Below are 16,297 nucleotides of genomic sequence, written 5' to 3' on the forward strand. Positions count from 1 at the left end.
CATGACCATCAAACTGCACCACCTGCGCCCCGCAGCCGGATCCAAGTCGACGAAGATTCGCGTCGGCCGTGGTGAAGGTGGCAAGCGTGGCAAGACCGCAGGTCGCGGTACCAAGGGAACCGGCGCACGCAAGAACGTGCCGGCACGCTTCGAGGGTGGCCAGATGCCCCTCCACATGCGGCTCCCGAAGCTCAAGGGCTTCACCAACCGCAACCGTGTCGTGTTCCAGGTCGTGAACCTGCGCGACATCGAGCGTTTGTTCCCCGAGGGCGGTCAGATCGGTATCCCCGAGCTCATCGCCAAGGGTGCCGTTCGCAAGAACGAGCCCGTCAAGGTTCTCGGCGACGGAAACCTGACCGTGAAGGTCGAGATCTCGGCCAACAAGTTCACGGGCTCCGCCAAGGAAAAGATCGCCGCTGCCGGCGGTTCTGCAACCGAGGTATGAGCATCGGTTCGATGTGCTGAGTAGCAGTGCATCGACCAGCAGTTCGTGACGATGGCCGCAGCCACAGCTCTCGCAGCTGAGCTGCGGCCATCGTTGCCTCGGCACCACGTGCCGTGGTCGACCGAACGGACGGGGTCCAACACTGACCGTCGGGCGGTTCGATACGCACTGTTAGAGTTCTAGAGTTCACAGAAGTTCGTTTCGATGCGGGCGACGCATGTCGCTTGCAGTCCATGCTCGTGAGGCTCACGGGAGCACCGGTTTGCGCTCCCGACGAAGTACTCGCAGCGTCAATGCAGTCGTGCCAGGAGGATCTTTGCTTTCCGCCTTCGTGTCGGCCCTCAGGACTCCTGACCTGAGACGGAAGATCCTCTTCACGCTCGGTCTGGTCGCCCTGTATCGCTTCGGTGCCACGCTGCCGTCGCCGGGCGTCGACTACGCCAATGTCCGAGCATGCATCGACCAGGTCTCCGGTGGAGACTCGGCGGGCATCTACTCGTTGATCAACCTGTTCTCCGGTGGAGCGCTCCTTCAGCTCTCGGTGTTCGCGATCGGCATCATGCCGTACATCACCGCCAGCATCATCGTGCAGCTGCTCACCGTCGTCATCCCGAAGTTCGAGGAACTCCGCAAGGAGGGCCAGTCCGGGCAGGCCAAGATGACGCAGTACACGCGTTATCTGTCGATCGCCTTGGCCATCCTGCAGGCGACCGGCCTGGTTGCACTCGCTTCGCGCGGCCAGCTGCTTCAGGGCTGCCAGCAGGACATCATCGCCGACCAGTCCATCTTCGGCCTCGTCATCATCGTGCTCGTCATGACCGCCGGCGCAGCCGTCGTCATGTGGTTCGGCGAGGTCATCACCGAGCGCGGCGTCGGCAACGGCATGTCGCTGCTCATCTTCGCCGGAATCGCCTCGCGTATCCCGTCCGAGGGCAACTCGATCCTCGAGAGCCGCGGCGGGTTGGTCTTCGGTTTCGTCTGTTTCGCAGCGTTCCTGATCATCACCGGTGTGGTCTTCGTCGAGCAGGGTCAGCGCCGAATTCCCGTCCAGTACGCCAAGCGGATGGTCGGTCGGAAGATGTACGGCGGCTCGTCCACGTACCTTCCGCTCAAGGTCAACCAGGCCGGCGTCATCCCGGTGATCTTCGCGTCCTCGCTGCTGTACCTGCCGAACCTCATCGCCCAGCTCACCTCGGCGAGCACCGCGGTCGACCCGAGTTGGTGGCAGCGCATCATCAACGAGTACCTGGTGAACCCCGCAAACCCGGTGTACATCGCGATCTTCTTCGGTCTGATCGTCTTCTTCACGTACTTCTACGTGGCGATCACGTTCAACCCCGAAGAGCGCGCCGACGAAATGAAGAAGTTCGGCGGGTTCATCCCGGGTATCCGCCCGGGCAAGCCGACCGCCGACTATCTGAACTACGTCCTCAGTCGCATCACGTTGCCGGGTGCGGTTTACCTGGGCACCATTGCCGTGCTCCCGAACCTGTTCCTCGACATCGGAAGTTCGGGTGGAGGACAGAACCTCCCGTTCGGCGGCACCGCCGTACTGATCATGGTCAGCGTGGGCTTGGATACCGTGAAGCAAATCGAAAGCCAGCTGATGCAGCGTAACTACGAAGGGTTCCTCAAGTGAGACTTGTTCTGCTCGGTCCCCCCGGTGCCGGCAAAGGCACCCAGGCCGTCCTCCTGTCCGAGAAGCTGGGCGTTCCGCACATCTCCACCGGCGACCTGTTTCGCGCGAACATCGGTGAGAAGACGGCGCTCGGACTCGAAGCGAAGAAGTACCTCGATGCAGGCGACCTTGTTCCCAGTGAGCTGACCATCGACATGGTCCGCAGTCGCCTCGCCGAGCCCGACGCGGTGAACGGCTTCCTGCTCGACGGCTTCCCGCGTTCGGTGGGTCAGGCCGAGGCGCTGGTCGGCATCCTGGCGGATCTGAACGCCGAGCTCGACGCAGTACTCTCCTTCGCCGTCGACGAGGACGTCGTCGTCGAACGCATGCTCTCGCGCGGACGCGAGGACGACAAGGAAGACGTCATCCGGAACCGACTCAAGGTGTACCGGGACGAGACCGCGCCGCTGCTGGACTACTACGAGGGTCAACTCGTGACGGTCGACGCGATCGGTGAGGTGGACGAGGTCAACGCTCGCGCGCTGAAGTCCATCGAGGACCACGGCAAGTAATGGCGTTCGGCCGTAAACGTAAGGTCGTACCGTTCCGCAGTGCCGGCGAACTCGACGCCATGGCTGCGGCCGGCGCGGTCGTCGGCGCGGCTCTGGTGGCCGTCCGGGCAGCGGCGGTACCCGGTGTCTCGACTCTCGAACTCGACCGAGTGGCCGAGGCGGTCATTCGCGACGCGGGTGCAGTGCCGTCGTTCCTCGGGTATCACGGCTTCACCGGGAGCATCTGCTCGTCGGTGAACGACCGTGTGGTGCACGGCATTCCGTCGGCGGATGAGCTGCTGGTCGCAGGCGACCTGGTCTCTATCGACTGTGGGGCAGTTCTCGACGGTTGGCACGGAGACTCTGCGTGGACGTTCGGTGTCGGCGACATCATCGAGGCCGATGCGATGCTGAGCGAGGCGACGAGGCTGTCGATGGAGGCCGGCATCGCCGCGATGCTTCCCGGCAACCGGCTCACGGACGTCTCGCACGCCATCGAATCCGGAACCCACGCGGCCGAGCAGGCGCACGGCCGCAAGTACGGAATCGTCGACGGGTACGGCGGTCATGGCATCGGCCGTGAAATGCACATGGACCCGTTCCTCGCGAACGAGGGTGCGCCCGGCAAGGGGCCGGAGTTGGTGGTCGGATCCACCCTCGCGATCGAGCCCATGCTGACCCTCGGAACGTACGAGACCGACATTCTCGACGACGGGTGGACGGTCGTGACCACCGACGGATCCCGATCCGCGCACTGGGAACACACCGTTGCCGTCACCGAGGACGGGCCGCGGATCCTGACGCTACGACCCAGCTAGGGGCAGACCCGGCCGGGGTCACCAGGCCAACGAGCCGTAGCGCCGCCCGCCACGGAGCAGGCCGAGGTGCGCAGCCACCAGACGTAGCCAGAGTCGAGTGGGCATCCTGGTCACGGCGGTCGGAAGCAGAGGGTTTCGTACGCCCAGCATCAGCAGGGCGACGGAGATCGAGCGGGCCCGGAACGGCGGGCAGCCGTGGACTCGGTAGAGGCCGCGCACGTGAGCCGATCCGTATCCCAGAGCTCCCGCTTGTTTCCAGTTCTCCCGGTGGCCGGTGCGCAGTCGGTACGAGACCAGTGGTTCGGCGATGAAGTGCAACCGACGGCCCGCGTGCTGTGCGCGCCACGAGAATTCCATGTCCTCGCTGGCGTGTACGTATTCGAGCATGCCGCCGAGCTGACGGTAGGTCGATGTACGGCACGCCATGCTGGCACCGATGACGAACGGCAGGAATGTCGACTTGCCCTGATCCGTGGGCGGTGCGAAAGGTGTCGATTCTCGCGTGGCAACGGAATTCAGTGTCTCCGTCTCCAGGCCGGTACCCACGAGGTCGTACTTGTCGAGGCCCGCAACGATGCGTCGGAGCCAGCTCGGGTGCACCGCGTCGTCCGCGTCGCAGAATGCAAGCAATTCGCTGCGGGCGGCGTCTGCACCCCTGTTGCGTGCGAACGATGCCCCCGGGGTTCCCGCAGCATCGACGTATCTCAGGTCCAGAGCGCCACGAAGGCGATGGCTTTCGATATGTTCGCGAAGGCCGTCGGTCGAGCCGTTGTCGCTGATGATCACCGTGAACGGATGCTCGTAGTCCTGTCGAGCGAGAGCTCGCAATTGATCGTCGAGAACATCCTTGGCGTTGTGAACCGGGATGATGACGGATACGACCGGGTCGCCGGCGCGCGTGTCTGATCTCAAGAGGGGTGCCTTGTAGTCGTCGTCGCGGACACGGCCGCCGCTGCGAACGCAGTCGGTACGGCCAGTGGTGGTGCGGCTGTGATGCAGCCCGGCGGAACGTTAGCTCAGGAAATCGAACTGGGGCAAACGTTGACCTGGAGTATGGACACTGGACGCATTTGGCCAGACGTGCATTACCCGGTAGCATGGATCGACGGTGCGCCCTGCGTACCGGATGTTCGCGTGCCCTGGTGGGCTGCGAACCGTTCCGGCGATACGTCGACCCGTTGATTCGGGTCGGTCAGTGGGCATCACGGTAACGGAAACAGATGCAATCAACCAGGTGTGAGAGCCAGGATCGCGGAGGATATGGCCAAGAAAGACGGTGCTATCGAGGTAGAGGGCCGAGTTGTCGAACCGCTGCCCAATGCGATGTTTCGCATTGAGCTCGAAAACGGCCACAAGGTACTCGCTCACATCAGCGGAAAGATGCGTCAGCACTACATCCGCATCCTTCCCGAGGATCGCGTCGTGGTAGAGCTTTCGCCCTACGACCTCACGCGTGGACGCATCGTTTACCGCTACAAGTAACAGCTTCCCCGGCCACGTCCGGTCGGGGAGAACCATGCTCGGGTCCACTGCACGCAGCGGGACCGAGCTACACACAGGAGATCAACGACGTGAAGGTTCAGCCGAGCGTCAAGAAGATCTGCGAAAAGTGCAAGGTGATTCGTCGTAACGGACGCGTCATGGTGATCTGCGACAACCTGCGTCACAAGCAGCGTCAGGGATAACCACCGAGCACTTCGCACGTCGGCTTGGCAACAGCTAGAAGATGACCTCCCAGCACCAACCGCGACACACGCGTCGCGGCAGACCCCCGGCACGGAGGCCGGGGCCCCACTGAGTTAGTTGAAAGACGCTTCACACCCCAGCGGTGAGAAGGACACAGGGGACGGACTGGGAGCAGACCTCCGGACAAGAAAAGGAAATGCCACATGGCACGTCTCGCAGGTGTGGATCTGCCGCGCGAAAAGCGCATGGAGATCGCACTGACTTACATCTACGGCGTCGGCCGTACCCGCTCCAAGGAAATCCTCACAGCGACGGGCGTCAGCCCCGACCTGCGAAGCAAGGATCTCGGCGACGACGATCTGCGCAAGCTCAGCGATTACATCAACGAGTCCCTCAAGGTCGAGGGCGACCTGCGCCGCGAGGTTCAGGCCGACATCCGTCGCAAGATCGAAATCGGCTGCTACCAGGGTCTTCGCCACCGTCGTGGTCTGCCCGTCCGTGGACAGCGCACCAAGACCAATGCGCGTACCCGTAAGGGACCCAAGCGCACCATTGCCGGCAAGAAGAAGGCGAAGTAATGCCCCCCAAAGCACGCGGTACCGGTCCGAAGAAGGCGCAGAAGACGCGTCGCAGGGACAAGAAGAACGTCCCGCACGGATCTGCGCACATCAAGAGCACGTTCAACAACACGATCGTGTCGATCACCGACCCCGCCGGAAACGTCATCTCGTGGGCGTCCTCGGGACACGTGGGCTTCAAGGGCTCGCGCAAGTCGACTCCGTTCGCCGCACAGCTCGCAGCCGAGAACGCTGCGCGCAAGGCACAGGAGCACGGCGTCAAGAAGGTCGACGTGTTCGTCAAGGGTCCCGGCTCCGGCCGTGAGACCGCGATCCGCTCGCTTCAGGCCGCTGGCCTCGAGGTCGGCACCATCTCCGATGTCACCCCTCAGCCGCACAACGGCTGCCGTCCGCCCAAGCGGCGTCGGGTCTAGCGGGAAGGAAAGGTTTAGAAAATGGCACGTTATACCGGTCCTATCACCCGCAAGTCGCGTCGTCTGCGCGTCGACCTCGTCGGAGGCGACCAGGCGTTCGAGCGTCGTCCCTACCCGCCCGGCCAGCACGGCCGCGCGCGGATCAAGGAGAGCGAGTACCTCCTCCAGCTGCAGGAGAAGCAGAAGGCTCGCTTCACCTACGGCGTCATGGAGAAGCAGTTCCGTCTGTACTACAAGGAAGCCAACAGGACGGTCGGCAAGACCGGCGAGAACCTGCTGACCATCCTCGAGAGTCGTCTCGACAACGTCGTCTACCGCGCCGGACTGGCACGCACGCGTCGTCAGGCCCGTCAGCTGGTCACGCACGGTCACTTCCTGGTGAACAACAAGCGCGTCGACATCCCCAGCTACCGCGTCTCGCAGTACGACATCATCGACGTGCGTGAGAAGTCGGCACAGACTCTGCCGATCCAGATCGCCCGCGAAAGCTACGGCGACCGTCCCGTCGCGCCGTGGCTGCAGGTCGTCCCCAACCGTCTTCGCATCCTGGTGCACCGGTTGCCGGAGCGCGCACAGATCGACGTGCCGCTCCAGGAGCAGCTCATCGTCGAGTACTACTCGAAGTAAGGCGCAGCACGCATGTGAGTCTCCCCGTGAGGCTCACATGCGTCTTCGCCTCCACACGTGGGCGTCAAATAGCGGACGCCCGTACAGGAGGAACACACAATGCTCATTTCACAGCGCCCGACGCTGACCGAAGAGGTCATCGCCGACAACCGCTCGAAATTCGTCATCGAGCCGCTCGAGCCCGGCTTCGGTTACACACTCGGCAACTCGCTCCGCCGCACCCTGCTGTCGTCGATCCCCGGCGCTGCTGTCACCAGCATCCGTATCGACGGCGTCCTCCACGAATTCACCACCGTCCCCGGAGTCAAGGAAGATGTCACCGACATCATCCTGAACCTCAAGGGCCTCGTGGTGAGCTCCGAAGAAGACGAACCGGTCACCATGTACGTCCGCAAGCAGGGCCCCGGCGCTGTGACCGCAGGCGACATCGTGCCTCCGGCCGGCGTCACGGTGAACAACCCCGATCTGCACATCGCGACCCTGAACGACAAGGGCAAGTTGGAGATCGAGCTCGTAGTCGAGCGCGGTCGCGGCTACGTCCCCGCCGTTCAGAACAAGGCTTCGGGTGCCGAGATCGGCCGTATTCCGGTCGACTCGATCTACTCACCCGTGCTCAAGGTCACCTACAAGGTGGAGGCCACCCGCGTCGAACAGCGCACCGACTTCGATCGGCTCGTTCTCGACGTGGAGACCAAGAATTCCATCACCGCGCGGGACGCGCTCGCTTCGGCGGGCAAGACCCTGGTTGAGCTCTTCGGCCTCGCCCGTGAGCTGAACGTCGAAGCAGAAGGCATCGAGATCGGACCCTCGCCCGCCGAGGCCGATCACATTGCTTCCTTCGGACTCCCCATCGAGGATCTGGACCTCACCGTCCGTTCCTACAACTGCCTCAAGCGCGAGGGTGTTCACACCGTCGGCGAGTTGGTTGGTCGTACCGAGTCCGATCTGCTCGACATCCGTAACTTCGGGCAGAAGTCCATCGACGAGGTGAAGGTCAAGCTGCATTCGCTCGGCCTCTCCCTCAAGGACAGCCCCGCGTCGTTCGATCCGAGCACCGTGCCTGGCTACGACGCCACCACGGGCACGTGGAGTGACACCGACGCCGGCTCCTTCAGCGACACCGAAGGTGCCGAGCAGGACTACGCCGAGACAGAACAGCTGTAATCAGCTCGCTGGAGCTCTTACTAGGAGATTCATCATGCCCAAGCCCACCAAGGGCCGCCGTCTCGGCGGGTCGGCGTCGCACCAGAAGGCCATCCTGGCCAACCTGGCGACGTCACTCTTCGAGCACGGCCGCATCACCACCACCGAGTCGAAGGCCAAGCGCCTTCGTCCCCACGCCGAGAAGCTCGTCACCCACGCCAAAAAGGGTGATCTGGCGCATCGTCGTGAGGTTCTCAAGACGATCAACAACAAAGATGTCGTGCACAAGCTGTTCGCCGAGATCGGGCCTTTCTTCGCCGATCGCGACGGTGGCTACACGCGCATCATCAAGACCGTCCCCCGCAAGGGTGACAACTCGCCGATGGCCATCATCGAGCTCGTCAACGAGCAGACGGTGTCCAACGAAGCCGATCGCGCTCGCCGCGTGAAGGCTTCGCAGGCTGCTCCCGCCGCAACCGAGGCTCCGGCCGAGGACGCGACCGACGAGAACGTCGTCGAGGCTGTCGAAGCCGACGCGACCGACGCCGAGGTGGCCAACGCCGACGCAGTCATCGAAGGCATCGAGGACAACGACGCACACGCGTCGGACGCCCCCGAGGCCGAGGAAGCCAAGAAGGACTAGTCCTTTTGAGCTCCGCGCACGATCGAAGCGGGCCCGCCATTCCCCCAGGGGAAGGCGGGCCCGCTTTGTCGGTCCCCACCAGATTTCGGCTCGACATCTCGTACGACGGCACGAGCTTCTCCGGGTGGGCGCGCCAACCGGGTATCCGCACCGTCTGTGGAGTGCTCGAAGAAGCCTTCTCCACGGTGCTGCGGCAATCGATAGAGCTGACCGTGGCGGGACGAACCGACGCGGGAGTCCATGCGACGGGACAGGTGGCGCACTTCGACGCCGTCGACGTTCCCGACGATCACGACCGACTGGTCCGCCGAATGGCCCGGTTTCTGCCCACCGATGTTCGAGTGCGGGCCATCACCGCCGTCTCCCGTGATTTCGACGCGCGATTCTCGGCATACCGCAGGCACTACGAATATCGTTTCGGCACTGCGCCATACGGTGTCGACCCCCTCGACGTCGCCGGTGTCGTCTCCTGGCCCAGGCCCATCGATCTGGGTGCGATGCGTGAGGCATCCGCGGGATTGATCGGTCTGCACGATTTCGCCGCGTTCTGCAAGCGACGTGACGGTGCCACCACCGTTCGGGAACTGCAGCGCTTCGACTGGGAGCGCGACGGCGATCGTCTCACCGCATACGTCAGCGCCGACGCATTCTGCTGGTCGATGGTCCGTAGCCTCGTCGGTGCCATGCAGGCCGTGGGCGAAGGACGCCGAACTCCCGACTGGGCGCGGTCGCTGTTGACTCGCCGCGAGCGGGCGAGCGAGGTTGCGGTGGCTCCGGCGCACGGCCTGTCCTTGGTTCGAGTCGACTACCCGCCGGCCGGCGAGTTGGCTACCCGGAACGCGGCCACCCGAGAAGTGCGCTCGGCGATCACCGGCGACGGTTGCTGTGGGGGAGAGGGCTGACCGAGCGTCACCGGGTCTAGTGTCGGAGCGATGCAGCCGATACAGCTCGCCATCGTCGTCGGTAGTGTGCGTGCCGGTCGAGTGGGACCGACCGTCGCGGCCTGGGTTCGAGGTGTTGCCGCCGAACGCACCACCGTCGAGGTGGTGGACGTCGACCTGGCCGATTTCGAGTTACCGAATTCTCTCGTTCCGTGCGAGGACTCCGAACGCTTCACCGGGATCATCGGTGCCGCCGACGCCTTCGTGTTCGTCACTCCCGAGTACAACCACGGCGTACCCGGTGCGTTGAAGAGTGCGCTCGACACGGTGAAGTACGAGTGGCGTGGCAAGCCGGTGGGATTCGTCTCCTACGGCGGGCTGGGCGGTGGGATTCGAGCGACCGAACAGCTGCGGCAGATCACGGCCGAATTGCACATGGTCTCGGTCCGAGATGCCGTGTCGCTGCACCGGGTGCGCAAGCGGTTCGACGAGTCGGGACGGATCGACGATGCCGCAGCCGTCGACGCTCTCGGGCGTCTTCTCGACCAGCTGGAGTGGTGGGCCGACGCGGTGGCCGGCGCTCGTGGAAACGCCGACTACCCCGGCTGAAGACGGTCATGCACGAACCGCGGGGCGCAGACTCCTGGGGCGGCCGATGAACGCCGTTTCCTGCGGAATGGTGACCAGTGTCAGCTCGACGTCGAGTGGACCGGAACGGACTCGAATTCGATCTCCCGACGCATGGGGCTGGACGATCGTCAGATCCGGCTCCGGCACGCTTCGCTCCTGTTCGGGGCGGCCGGTTCGCGGTAGGTGCTCGGACAACGAGATCACGGTGACACCCGAAAGTCCCTGTTGCACAGGCGGTGCCGAACCGTCGGCGAAGTCGATCAGGATCACGTCGTACGACGGCCGGGATCGGGTCGCGGTGCCGTCGACCAGTAGTCGATCGGGTGCGCCGATGGCGTCGAGGATCGCGCGCCAGGCGTGCGGGCGATCCGTGCGGACGAGAACCCTGGCACCGGTGGCGATGGCGCGGAAGATCAGTTGCTGGGCGAGGTAGAGCTCTCCGGCGATTCGAACTCGCGTCAGGCCCGGTCCGAACAGCCGCACCGCGACACCGTATCCGTGAGCGTCGGATCCCAACAGCTGGCCGCACCCGCCTACCGGGAGTTTCAGCTCGTTCATCGTCTTTGTGTCGATAATTCGGCTGGGAGACAACGAATCCAGGGCGGGTACGGCCAACGGGAGCTGGGAAAAGATGCCGTCGCGTTGACTCCCGCTCATCGAGGTCAGCGCGCGTACACGAGGCTTCGTGATCGGTGTTCGAGTGGCGAATCTGCACGACCCACGGATGCGCACCTTCCCGGTGTCGTGGGTCGGTTGCAGGCGGAAGGACAGCGTCGTGCCGAGGGACGGTGTTGCCCACAGGGTGGCGATGTCCTCGGCAGTGACTGTGCTGCAATCGATTCCGAAGCCGGTACTCGACGCACCCGGTAGGGGTGCTGTCGACCACGTCTGGGTCAGGTCGTCGATATTCACGCCCCGGCACAGGTGCAATACAGCCGATCGTACTTCGGAGCTCGTCAACAGTCGCGAGGACAGCCCGTGGGCGTTCAGAGCGCGATGTACGCGAGTGGTCGCGACGACAGCGGCGCGGGCTGCCCCGGCCCTACCTCCGCCTCTGGCCCCGATCGCACGAGCATTCGCACGCAGGTCGAGAGTGACTGCCACCCAGACCGTTCGCACCGCTACTGCCGGTAGCGGACCGATGAGTGACTCGTACACCTCGGTGGCGACCGAGCCTGCCGAGCTGCGGAATCCGAGTGCAACGACGTCGATGGAGCAGACCTCGATGTCGTGCTGTCGCAAACACGACGCCAACGCGTCGACAGGAAGCGTGTGTTGCGTTTCGGCGCTCGCCTTGCCGAGGACCGTGGTGGCGTGCCCGGGCGGGACGATCTCGATGGTGCAGGTGACGGTGTCGCGCTGCCAGTGGACCCCGACCGGGCCGACTGCCGTGTCGGTGTGGTCCGTGGTCACACCGACGTCGGGGGCACGATCGGCGAGGAACCGCCAGATTGTCCGGACCCAGTCCACGACCGATCTGCGCCGAACGGCGACGAACGGAACGAGCGCTACCGTCGCAACAGCGAGCAGAGTCAGCCCTGGTTTCACCTGTGCCGCGAACAGAGCCGAGCCGATCGCCACGGCTGCGGTCTCGGCCACGATCACCCGCCGCACCGTGGGCGCGACGAAAGGAACGGCGGCTCGCCCACGCCCTGCCCGATCGGTACGCGTCATCGAAACCCTCCCCCCGAAGGTCGCAGTGCCCATCGACGAACGCCAACGCGGTCGCCGAGGTGTGCGGACGAACTGTACTGTGTCGCGTGACCCGAATGGGGATTGGGTCCGCACAATCCTGGGGAGGAAGCGTGGCGTCGACGCCGACAACGAAGTGGCAGGTTGGCGGTTACCGCTTTCTCGTCCGCAGAATGGAACATGCACTGATCAGACGCGACGTGCGGATGCTGCACGATCCGATGAAGTCGCAGTCGCGGGCACTGCTGGTGGGAGTCGTCGTCGCCTGCATCGGCTTGGCGGGATGTGCTGCGCTGGCGCTGTTTCGGCCGCAGGACAAGATCGGCGACGCGTCGATCGTGGTGGGCAAGGATTCGGCCGCGATGTTCGTGAAAGTGGACGACGTGTTCCATCCGGTGCTCAATCTCGCGTCGGCTCGATTGATCGTAGGCAAGCCCGACGACCCGTTGACGGTCAAGGAATCCGAATTGTCCGCACGACCCCGCGGGGCGCTGGTGGGTATTCCCGGTGCTCCGTCTGCGCTACCGCACGACAGTGACGGCAGCGCAGAAACGTGGACCGTCTGCGACACCGTCGACCGGATCACGGGAGTGACCTCGACAACGGTTGTGGTGGCTGATCCTCGCTTCGGTGAAAGCACGGCTGCGCTCGCCGATTCCGAGGCGTTCCTCTGGACATCGGACGGCACTGCCTATCTCGTGCACGACGGCACCAAATCGCCGGTCGACCTGAACAACAGGGCAGTGGTCCGCGCACTCGGACTCGAGGACGCGACACCGTCTCCGGTCAGTGCCGGTCTGCTCAATTCCGTACCCGAATCGCCCCCCGTCGCAGCACCGTTCGTGCCTCGAGCGGGTGAGGCTCCTGCGTTTCCGTTCGACGGCCGGACGATCGGTTCGGTCGTCAAGGTCGCCGGTCGCGACGTCCAGTACTACGTGGTTCTCGAGGACGGAATACAAGCGATCAACGAAACTGCGGCCCTGCTCCTGAAATTCACCGATTCGCAGGGCAGTCCCGAAATCGCAGCCGTCAATCCCGACCTGCTCGCGAATGCTCCCAAAACGTCCTTCGGGCTGGAAGTTTCGACGTTTCCGGAGAGCGCTCCCACGATCGTCGATACCGGGGAGCGCCCGGTGGGTTGCTTGACGTGGGAGCCACTCGCAGTTGCCGACGGCGGGCCGTCGGCTCGACTGTTCGAGTCCGCCGGTCGCGGGCTGCCGCTGGAGGCAGATGCACAACCGGTTGCGCTGGCTCAGGCCGATGGTGGCGGCGACGCAGTCGACCAGGTCTATCTGGCACCCGGTAGCGGCGGTTTCGTGCGCAGTACCGGTATCTCCGCGTCGAGTACACGTCAGGGCAGCGTCTTCTTCGTGGCCGATACCGGAGTGCGCTACGGCGTCGACGGTGCCGAGGCTGCGTCGGCGCTGGGGTTCGGACCGCCGGCACCCGCGCCCTGGCAGATACTCCAATTGCTCGGCAGTGGACCCACTCTCGGGCGCAGCCAGGCCCTGACGATGCACGACGGTGTTGCTCCCGACCCGCAGGCCGCGGCACTTCCGACGAAGTAGCGCCTGGCTCAGTCGGTTCTGCCGCGCCGACGCAACGGTACCGACAGTGCGAGTCCGAGTGCCAGGATCACTGCCACCAGCACCGAACCGGTGACCGCTGCGGTCCGCGGGCGATGATCCGGCGTGGGCGGCGGCAAAGGCGCACTCATCGCAATGCTGTCTGCAGGAACCGACCGGGGGATGGGCGTCACCGAATCGGTCACCGCTGCGAGCGGATCGACGATGCCGTGGCCGACAAAGGGGTTCCACCCTTCGGCCGGCTCGTGCGCCGTTCGTTCGATCCGATCCACCACCTCCAGCGCCGACAGTTCGGGCCGGTGGGAGCGCACCAGCGCTGCCACCGCAGCAACCAGCGGTGCCGCAAAACTCGTTCCGGTCATGGGAATCACGCCATCGGTGCCCCGGGTACCGTTCGCCAGTCCGTTGCCCGTCGGCGACAGCGACGTCATATCCGCGCCCGGAGCGGCGACGTCGACCCACGGACCGGCCAGGCTGAACGGAGACGGTGTGCCGTCCGACTCGACCGAACCGACAGTCAACACGTCGTCGAACCACGCCGGAGTCGCGATGGTCGCGATGGACGACCACGGGTCCGCGTCGGGCCGAAGCGGATCGGCCATCGGGTTCTGTGCCTGGCAGGCAGCGCTGCCGAGATTTCCAGCTGCTGCGACGACGACGACATTTCTTTCTCGGACGGCGTACTGCACGGCCGCACCGAGCGGACCGTCGGCCACACCGCCTCCCGCAGGCACACAGGCAACCTCGGAGATGTTGATGACCGAGGCACCCGAGTCCACCGCGGTGCGGATGGCCATCGCCATGGTGCGCACGTTGCCGTAGCCCGCGGCATTCTCCGGCTCTGCCGTCTTCTCCTCCTCGGGCCGGTTGTCGACGATCTGAAAGACACTGCTGGACTGACGAATCGACAGTATGCGGGCGTCGGGCGCGCCCCCCGCGAATCCGCTGCCCGGTGCGGTCTGCGCGGCGATCAGGCCGGCGACCATCGTTCCGTGTGCATCGCAGTCGAACAGCCCGTCGCCTGCGCTGACATAGTCGCCGCCGGCGATCAGACCCGGCAGGCGCGGATGTGCGGTGACGCCGGTGTCGATGACGGCAACCACTTGACCTGCCCCACGGGTGATGGGCCAAACCGATGCGAAGTCGAGCGCCTTCAGCGCGGTCGGGACGTCCTGGGCATCGGCGGTCGAGGACGGCAGCGCGCAGGAGTTCTTCTGTTCGGTGGGTTCGAGTGGGCCGGGAGCGCTCGGCTCAGGCAGCTGGAGAGGGTCGATCAGCGGACGTTCGGCGCGTGCGGGATACCCGCCGAAGACTACGTTGGACGACAGCGACAGAGCAGTGAACGCCGCGATGACGACCGTTCGCCGTCGGTGCGGCGTCACAGCCCGCGGACGACGCTGTACAGACCGCACACCCACACTGCGATCGGAATGACCAGGGCGATGGCGGCGTATTCGAGTAGTTCGGCCGCTCTCCGCATCACCGGCGAGTACGTGCGGGTGGGCACCAATGCCCCGAAGATCGACGAGGCCACCGCGCCGGCCAGTGCCACCCCGAACAGGGCGAGGACGAGATCCGGTAGTGCGACGACCGCACCGACGAGGATTGCCAGCAGAATCGTCGCTCCGCCTGCGACCAGCGGAACGGCATGCGTCACAACGGCATAGGTGCGTCCACGCAGCAGCAGGACGAGCGCACACAGCGCCGCGAGCGCAACCGCAGGCCAACGGACGCCACCTCCTGGATCGGCTCCCGCCGCGACAAGCACGCCCGCCACCACGGCGACGCTGAACGCCGACAGCAGACCGGTCAGGTAACTACGCGCTTCGGCCGCGGCGACCTGCAGATCTTCGAACGAGATCGCGTCGAGTTCGGCTTCCTCGACGGTGTCCAGCGGTGCTCCCGCGGTGGGGACCGGTGGAAGCGGCAATTTGGCCTGCATCATCGACACGCGGGCAGAGAGCGCGATACCCGCCAGGCCGGTGAGGGCCGCGGCAGTACCGATCGCCGGTGGTGCCATCGTGGTGAACGATGCGCACACCGCGGCAGCGAACGTCAGAAGCGCCACCGATATCGCAGCGGTGAACAGTGCGAACCCGGTCCCGCCGATACGAAGGGACAGCAGAGCTGTCGCACCCGCCATGGCCGAACCCAGCATCAGCTGAGCCGCGCCGATTTGCCCGGGTACCAGCACGATTCCGCCGGTGAACATCAGCGCGACAGCACACCCGCCGAAGAGGACTGCAACGGCGTGCTGGTGATACACCCGCCCCAGAATCACTCCCGCGATCGCGAAGAGTATCGACGCAGTGACGGCAGCGAGCCCCTCGACGAGACTGCCGACGTGCTCGGCTCCGGCCCGGATCGGCCCACGTAACAGGACCGCGCACGCCAGCAACACCAGCGCACCGGTGACAACCGAACCCACCGTGCGCGCGGTACGCGGAATCCAGTGCGGAACATCGTCGGTACCCGATCGCGCAACGGAATACATGAGGTCGTCGAACAGTGGAACCGGCGCGGGCCGCTCGGCCACACCCAACACGAGCAACTCACCGTCACGCACCGACAGCTCCGCCAACGTCGCAGTCGGTGACAACGGTGGGAACCCGATCCGCGCGAGCGTCCACGCCACGGGCAACCCGTCCGACGCGGGATCCTCGTCGCCGGGTTCACAGCGCACCGCTCGTTCCGCAGGCTCCACTCCCGCCGCGATCAGGTCGACGATTCCCGGTACGAGAAGCGAGACCGGAACGTCAACCGGCAGCGCCATGTCCACCTGCGTGGACCTGGCCAACACCGTCACCCGACAGACTTCCTGCGCAAAGACGGACTGCCCACCCGATGCCCGCCGACCCACGTCCGACGCGGCGGGTGACTGTGTCGGATCGGCAGGTGCCGTGCGTGACGGCGCAATGCCGGCCGATGGACGGCTGTCGGCGCGTGTCATGGATATCCCCCCGGATACGTTCGATTCGCGTTCCGA

18 protein-coding genes are annotated in these 16,297 nt (G+C 65.0%); 14 read left to right on the forward strand and 4 right to left on the reverse strand.

Features of this window, described 5'->3' with window-relative positions; genetic code table 11:
* The first annotated feature begins 1 nt into the window (after position 1).
* The 4 genes from rplO to map all read left to right on the forward strand — a co-directional run bounded on the left by rplO (position 2) and on the right by map (position 3,432).
* Positions 2 to 445, forward strand: coding sequence for a 50S ribosomal protein L15 (rplO, locus tag QM590_RS07490; protein WP_032397532.1), 444 nt, complete (start codon positions 2 to 4; stop codon positions 443 to 445).
* Positions 446 to 761: 316 nt separating this feature from the next.
* Complete coding sequence (gene secY, locus QM590_RS07495) at positions 762 to 2,084, forward strand: preprotein translocase subunit SecY (RefSeq protein WP_032397531.1); 1,323 nt, start codon at positions 762 to 764, stop codon at positions 2,082 to 2,084.
* A complete protein-coding gene (locus QM590_RS07500; protein ID WP_094639134.1) occupies positions 2,081 to 2,635 on the forward strand; it encodes an adenylate kinase in 555 nt (184 codons plus the stop codon). Before secY ends, QM590_RS07500 begins: the two co-directional genes overlap by 4 nt.
* The gene (gene map, locus QM590_RS07505; protein WP_269594390.1) at positions 2,635 to 3,432 is read left to right on the forward strand and encodes a type I methionyl aminopeptidase; all 798 of its coding nucleotides are present in this window, start codon (positions 2,635 to 2,637) and stop codon (positions 3,430 to 3,432) included. Before QM590_RS07500 ends, map begins: the two co-directional genes overlap by 1 nt.
* A gap of 18 nt (positions 3,433 to 3,450) precedes the next feature.
* On the opposite strand, the gene QM590_RS07510 is transcribed toward map, so the two are convergent.
* On the reverse strand, positions 3,451 to 4,344 hold the full coding sequence (locus QM590_RS07510) for a glycosyltransferase family 2 protein (RefSeq protein ID WP_269594391.1): 894 nt from the start codon (positions 4,342 to 4,344) through the stop codon (positions 3,451 to 3,453).
* Between the two features lie 348 nt (positions 4,345 to 4,692).
* On the opposite strand from QM590_RS07510, the gene infA reads away from it, so the two are divergent.
* The 9 genes from infA to QM590_RS07555 all read left to right on the forward strand — a co-directional run bounded on the left by infA (position 4,693) and on the right by QM590_RS07555 (position 10,012).
* Positions 4,693 to 4,914 carry a translation initiation factor IF-1 gene (gene infA / locus QM590_RS07515; protein WP_005140011.1) on the forward strand — a complete coding sequence of 74 codons (222 nt, stop codon included), beginning with the start codon at positions 4,693 to 4,695 and terminating at the stop codon, positions 4,912 to 4,914.
* Positions 4,915 to 5,003: 89 nt separating this feature from the next.
* The gene (gene rpmJ / locus QM590_RS07520; protein WP_025347279.1) at positions 5,004 to 5,117 is read left to right on the forward strand and encodes a 50S ribosomal protein L36; all 114 of its coding nucleotides are present in this window, start codon (positions 5,004 to 5,006) and stop codon (positions 5,115 to 5,117) included.
* Between the two features lie 204 nt (positions 5,118 to 5,321).
* Positions 5,322 to 5,696 (forward strand): 30S ribosomal protein S13, encoded by a 375-nt coding sequence (gene rpsM, locus QM590_RS07525; RefSeq protein ID WP_008718227.1) that lies wholly within the window; start codon positions 5,322 to 5,324, stop codon positions 5,694 to 5,696.
* Positions 5,696 to 6,109, forward strand: a complete 414-nt coding sequence (gene rpsK, locus QM590_RS07530) for a 30S ribosomal protein S11 (RefSeq protein ID WP_027496331.1) — start codon at positions 5,696 to 5,698, stop codon at positions 6,107 to 6,109. The genes rpsM and rpsK overlap by 1 nt, the downstream gene beginning before the upstream one ends.
* Positions 6,110 to 6,130: 21 nt before the next feature.
* Positions 6,131 to 6,736 carry a 30S ribosomal protein S4 gene (rpsD, locus tag QM590_RS07535; protein WP_032397528.1) on the forward strand — a complete coding sequence of 202 codons (606 nt, stop codon included), beginning with the start codon at positions 6,131 to 6,133 and terminating at the stop codon, positions 6,734 to 6,736.
* A gap of 99 nt (positions 6,737 to 6,835) precedes the next feature.
* On the forward strand, positions 6,836 to 7,900 hold the full coding sequence (locus QM590_RS07540; protein ID WP_008718222.1) for a DNA-directed RNA polymerase subunit alpha: 1,065 nt from the start codon (positions 6,836 to 6,838) through the stop codon (positions 7,898 to 7,900).
* Positions 7,901 to 7,934: 34 nt separating this feature from the next.
* Complete coding sequence (gene rplQ, locus QM590_RS07545) at positions 7,935 to 8,522, forward strand: 50S ribosomal protein L17 (RefSeq protein ID WP_068051325.1); 588 nt, start codon at positions 7,935 to 7,937, stop codon at positions 8,520 to 8,522.
* A 5-nt stretch (positions 8,523 to 8,527) separates the two neighbouring features.
* The gene (gene truA / locus QM590_RS07550) at positions 8,528 to 9,424 is read left to right on the forward strand and encodes a tRNA pseudouridine(38-40) synthase TruA (protein ID WP_269594392.1); all 897 of its coding nucleotides are present in this window, start codon (positions 8,528 to 8,530) and stop codon (positions 9,422 to 9,424) included.
* A gap of 30 nt (positions 9,425 to 9,454) precedes the next feature.
* On the forward strand, positions 9,455 to 10,012 hold the full coding sequence (locus QM590_RS07555; protein WP_269594393.1) for an NADPH-dependent FMN reductase: 558 nt from the start codon (positions 9,455 to 9,457) through the stop codon (positions 10,010 to 10,012).
* Between the two features lie 6 nt (positions 10,013 to 10,018).
* Here the strand turns inward: QM590_RS07555 and eccE are convergent, their stop codons facing one another.
* Complete coding sequence (gene eccE / locus QM590_RS07560; protein WP_269594394.1) at positions 10,019 to 11,707, reverse strand: type VII secretion protein EccE; 1,689 nt, start codon at positions 11,705 to 11,707, stop codon at positions 10,019 to 10,021.
* A gap of 131 nt (positions 11,708 to 11,838) precedes the next feature.
* On the opposite strand from eccE, the gene eccB reads away from it, so the two are divergent.
* Positions 11,839 to 13,293, forward strand: coding sequence for a type VII secretion protein EccB (eccB, locus tag QM590_RS07565; RefSeq protein ID WP_269594395.1), 1,455 nt, complete (start codon positions 11,839 to 11,841; stop codon positions 13,291 to 13,293).
* A gap of 8 nt (positions 13,294 to 13,301) precedes the next feature.
* Here eccB and mycP read toward each other — a convergent pair whose 3' ends face one another.
* Positions 13,302 to 14,723 carry a type VII secretion-associated serine protease mycosin gene (gene mycP, locus QM590_RS07570; protein ID WP_317813170.1) on the reverse strand — a complete coding sequence of 474 codons (1,422 nt, stop codon included), beginning with the start codon at positions 14,721 to 14,723 and terminating at the stop codon, positions 13,302 to 13,304.
* The gene (eccD, locus tag QM590_RS07575) at positions 14,690 to 16,261 is read right to left on the reverse strand and encodes a type VII secretion integral membrane protein EccD (protein WP_269594396.1); all 1,572 of its coding nucleotides are present in this window, start codon (positions 16,259 to 16,261) and stop codon (positions 14,690 to 14,692) included. Before eccD ends, mycP begins: the two co-directional genes overlap by 34 nt.
* Positions 16,262 to 16,297 lie beyond the last annotated feature (36 nt).

Source organism: Rhodococcus sp. IEGM 1372, assembly GCF_030056835.1.
GTDB lineage: Bacteria > Actinomycetota > Actinomycetes > Mycobacteriales > Mycobacteriaceae > Rhodococcoides.

Excerpts from the sequence above, each read along its gene's own strand:
- rpsK (WP_027496331.1), top strand. The coding sequence starts at position 5,696 with ATGCCCCCCAAAGCACGCGGTACCGGTCCGAAGAAGGCGCAGAAGACG.
- map (WP_269594390.1), top strand. The coding sequence starts at position 2,635 with ATGGCGTTCGGCCGTAAACGTAAGGTCGTACCGTTCCGCAGTGCCGGC.
- rpsD (WP_032397528.1), top strand. The coding sequence starts at position 6,131 with ATGGCACGTTATACCGGTCCTATCACCCGCAAGTCGCGTCGTCTGCGC.
- eccE (WP_269594394.1), bottom strand. The coding sequence starts at position 11,707 with ATGACGCGTACCGATCGGGCAGGGCGTGGGCGAGCCGCCGTTCCTTTC.
- QM590_RS07555 (WP_269594393.1), top strand. The coding sequence starts at position 9,455 with ATGCAGCCGATACAGCTCGCCATCGTCGTCGGTAGTGTGCGTGCCGGT.
- rplO (WP_032397532.1), top strand. The coding sequence starts at position 2 with ATGACCATCAAACTGCACCACCTGCGCCCCGCAGCCGGATCCAAGTCG.
- infA (WP_005140011.1), top strand. The coding sequence starts at position 4,693 with ATGGCCAAGAAAGACGGTGCTATCGAGGTAGAGGGCCGAGTTGTCGAA.
- rpsM (WP_008718227.1), top strand. The coding sequence starts at position 5,322 with ATGGCACGTCTCGCAGGTGTGGATCTGCCGCGCGAAAAGCGCATGGAG.
- rplQ (WP_068051325.1), top strand. The coding sequence starts at position 7,935 with ATGCCCAAGCCCACCAAGGGCCGCCGTCTCGGCGGGTCGGCGTCGCAC.
- QM590_RS07540 (WP_008718222.1), top strand. The coding sequence starts at position 6,836 with ATGCTCATTTCACAGCGCCCGACGCTGACCGAAGAGGTCATCGCCGAC.
- eccD (WP_269594396.1), bottom strand. The coding sequence starts at position 16,261 with ATGACACGCGCCGACAGCCGTCCATCGGCCGGCATTGCGCCGTCACGC.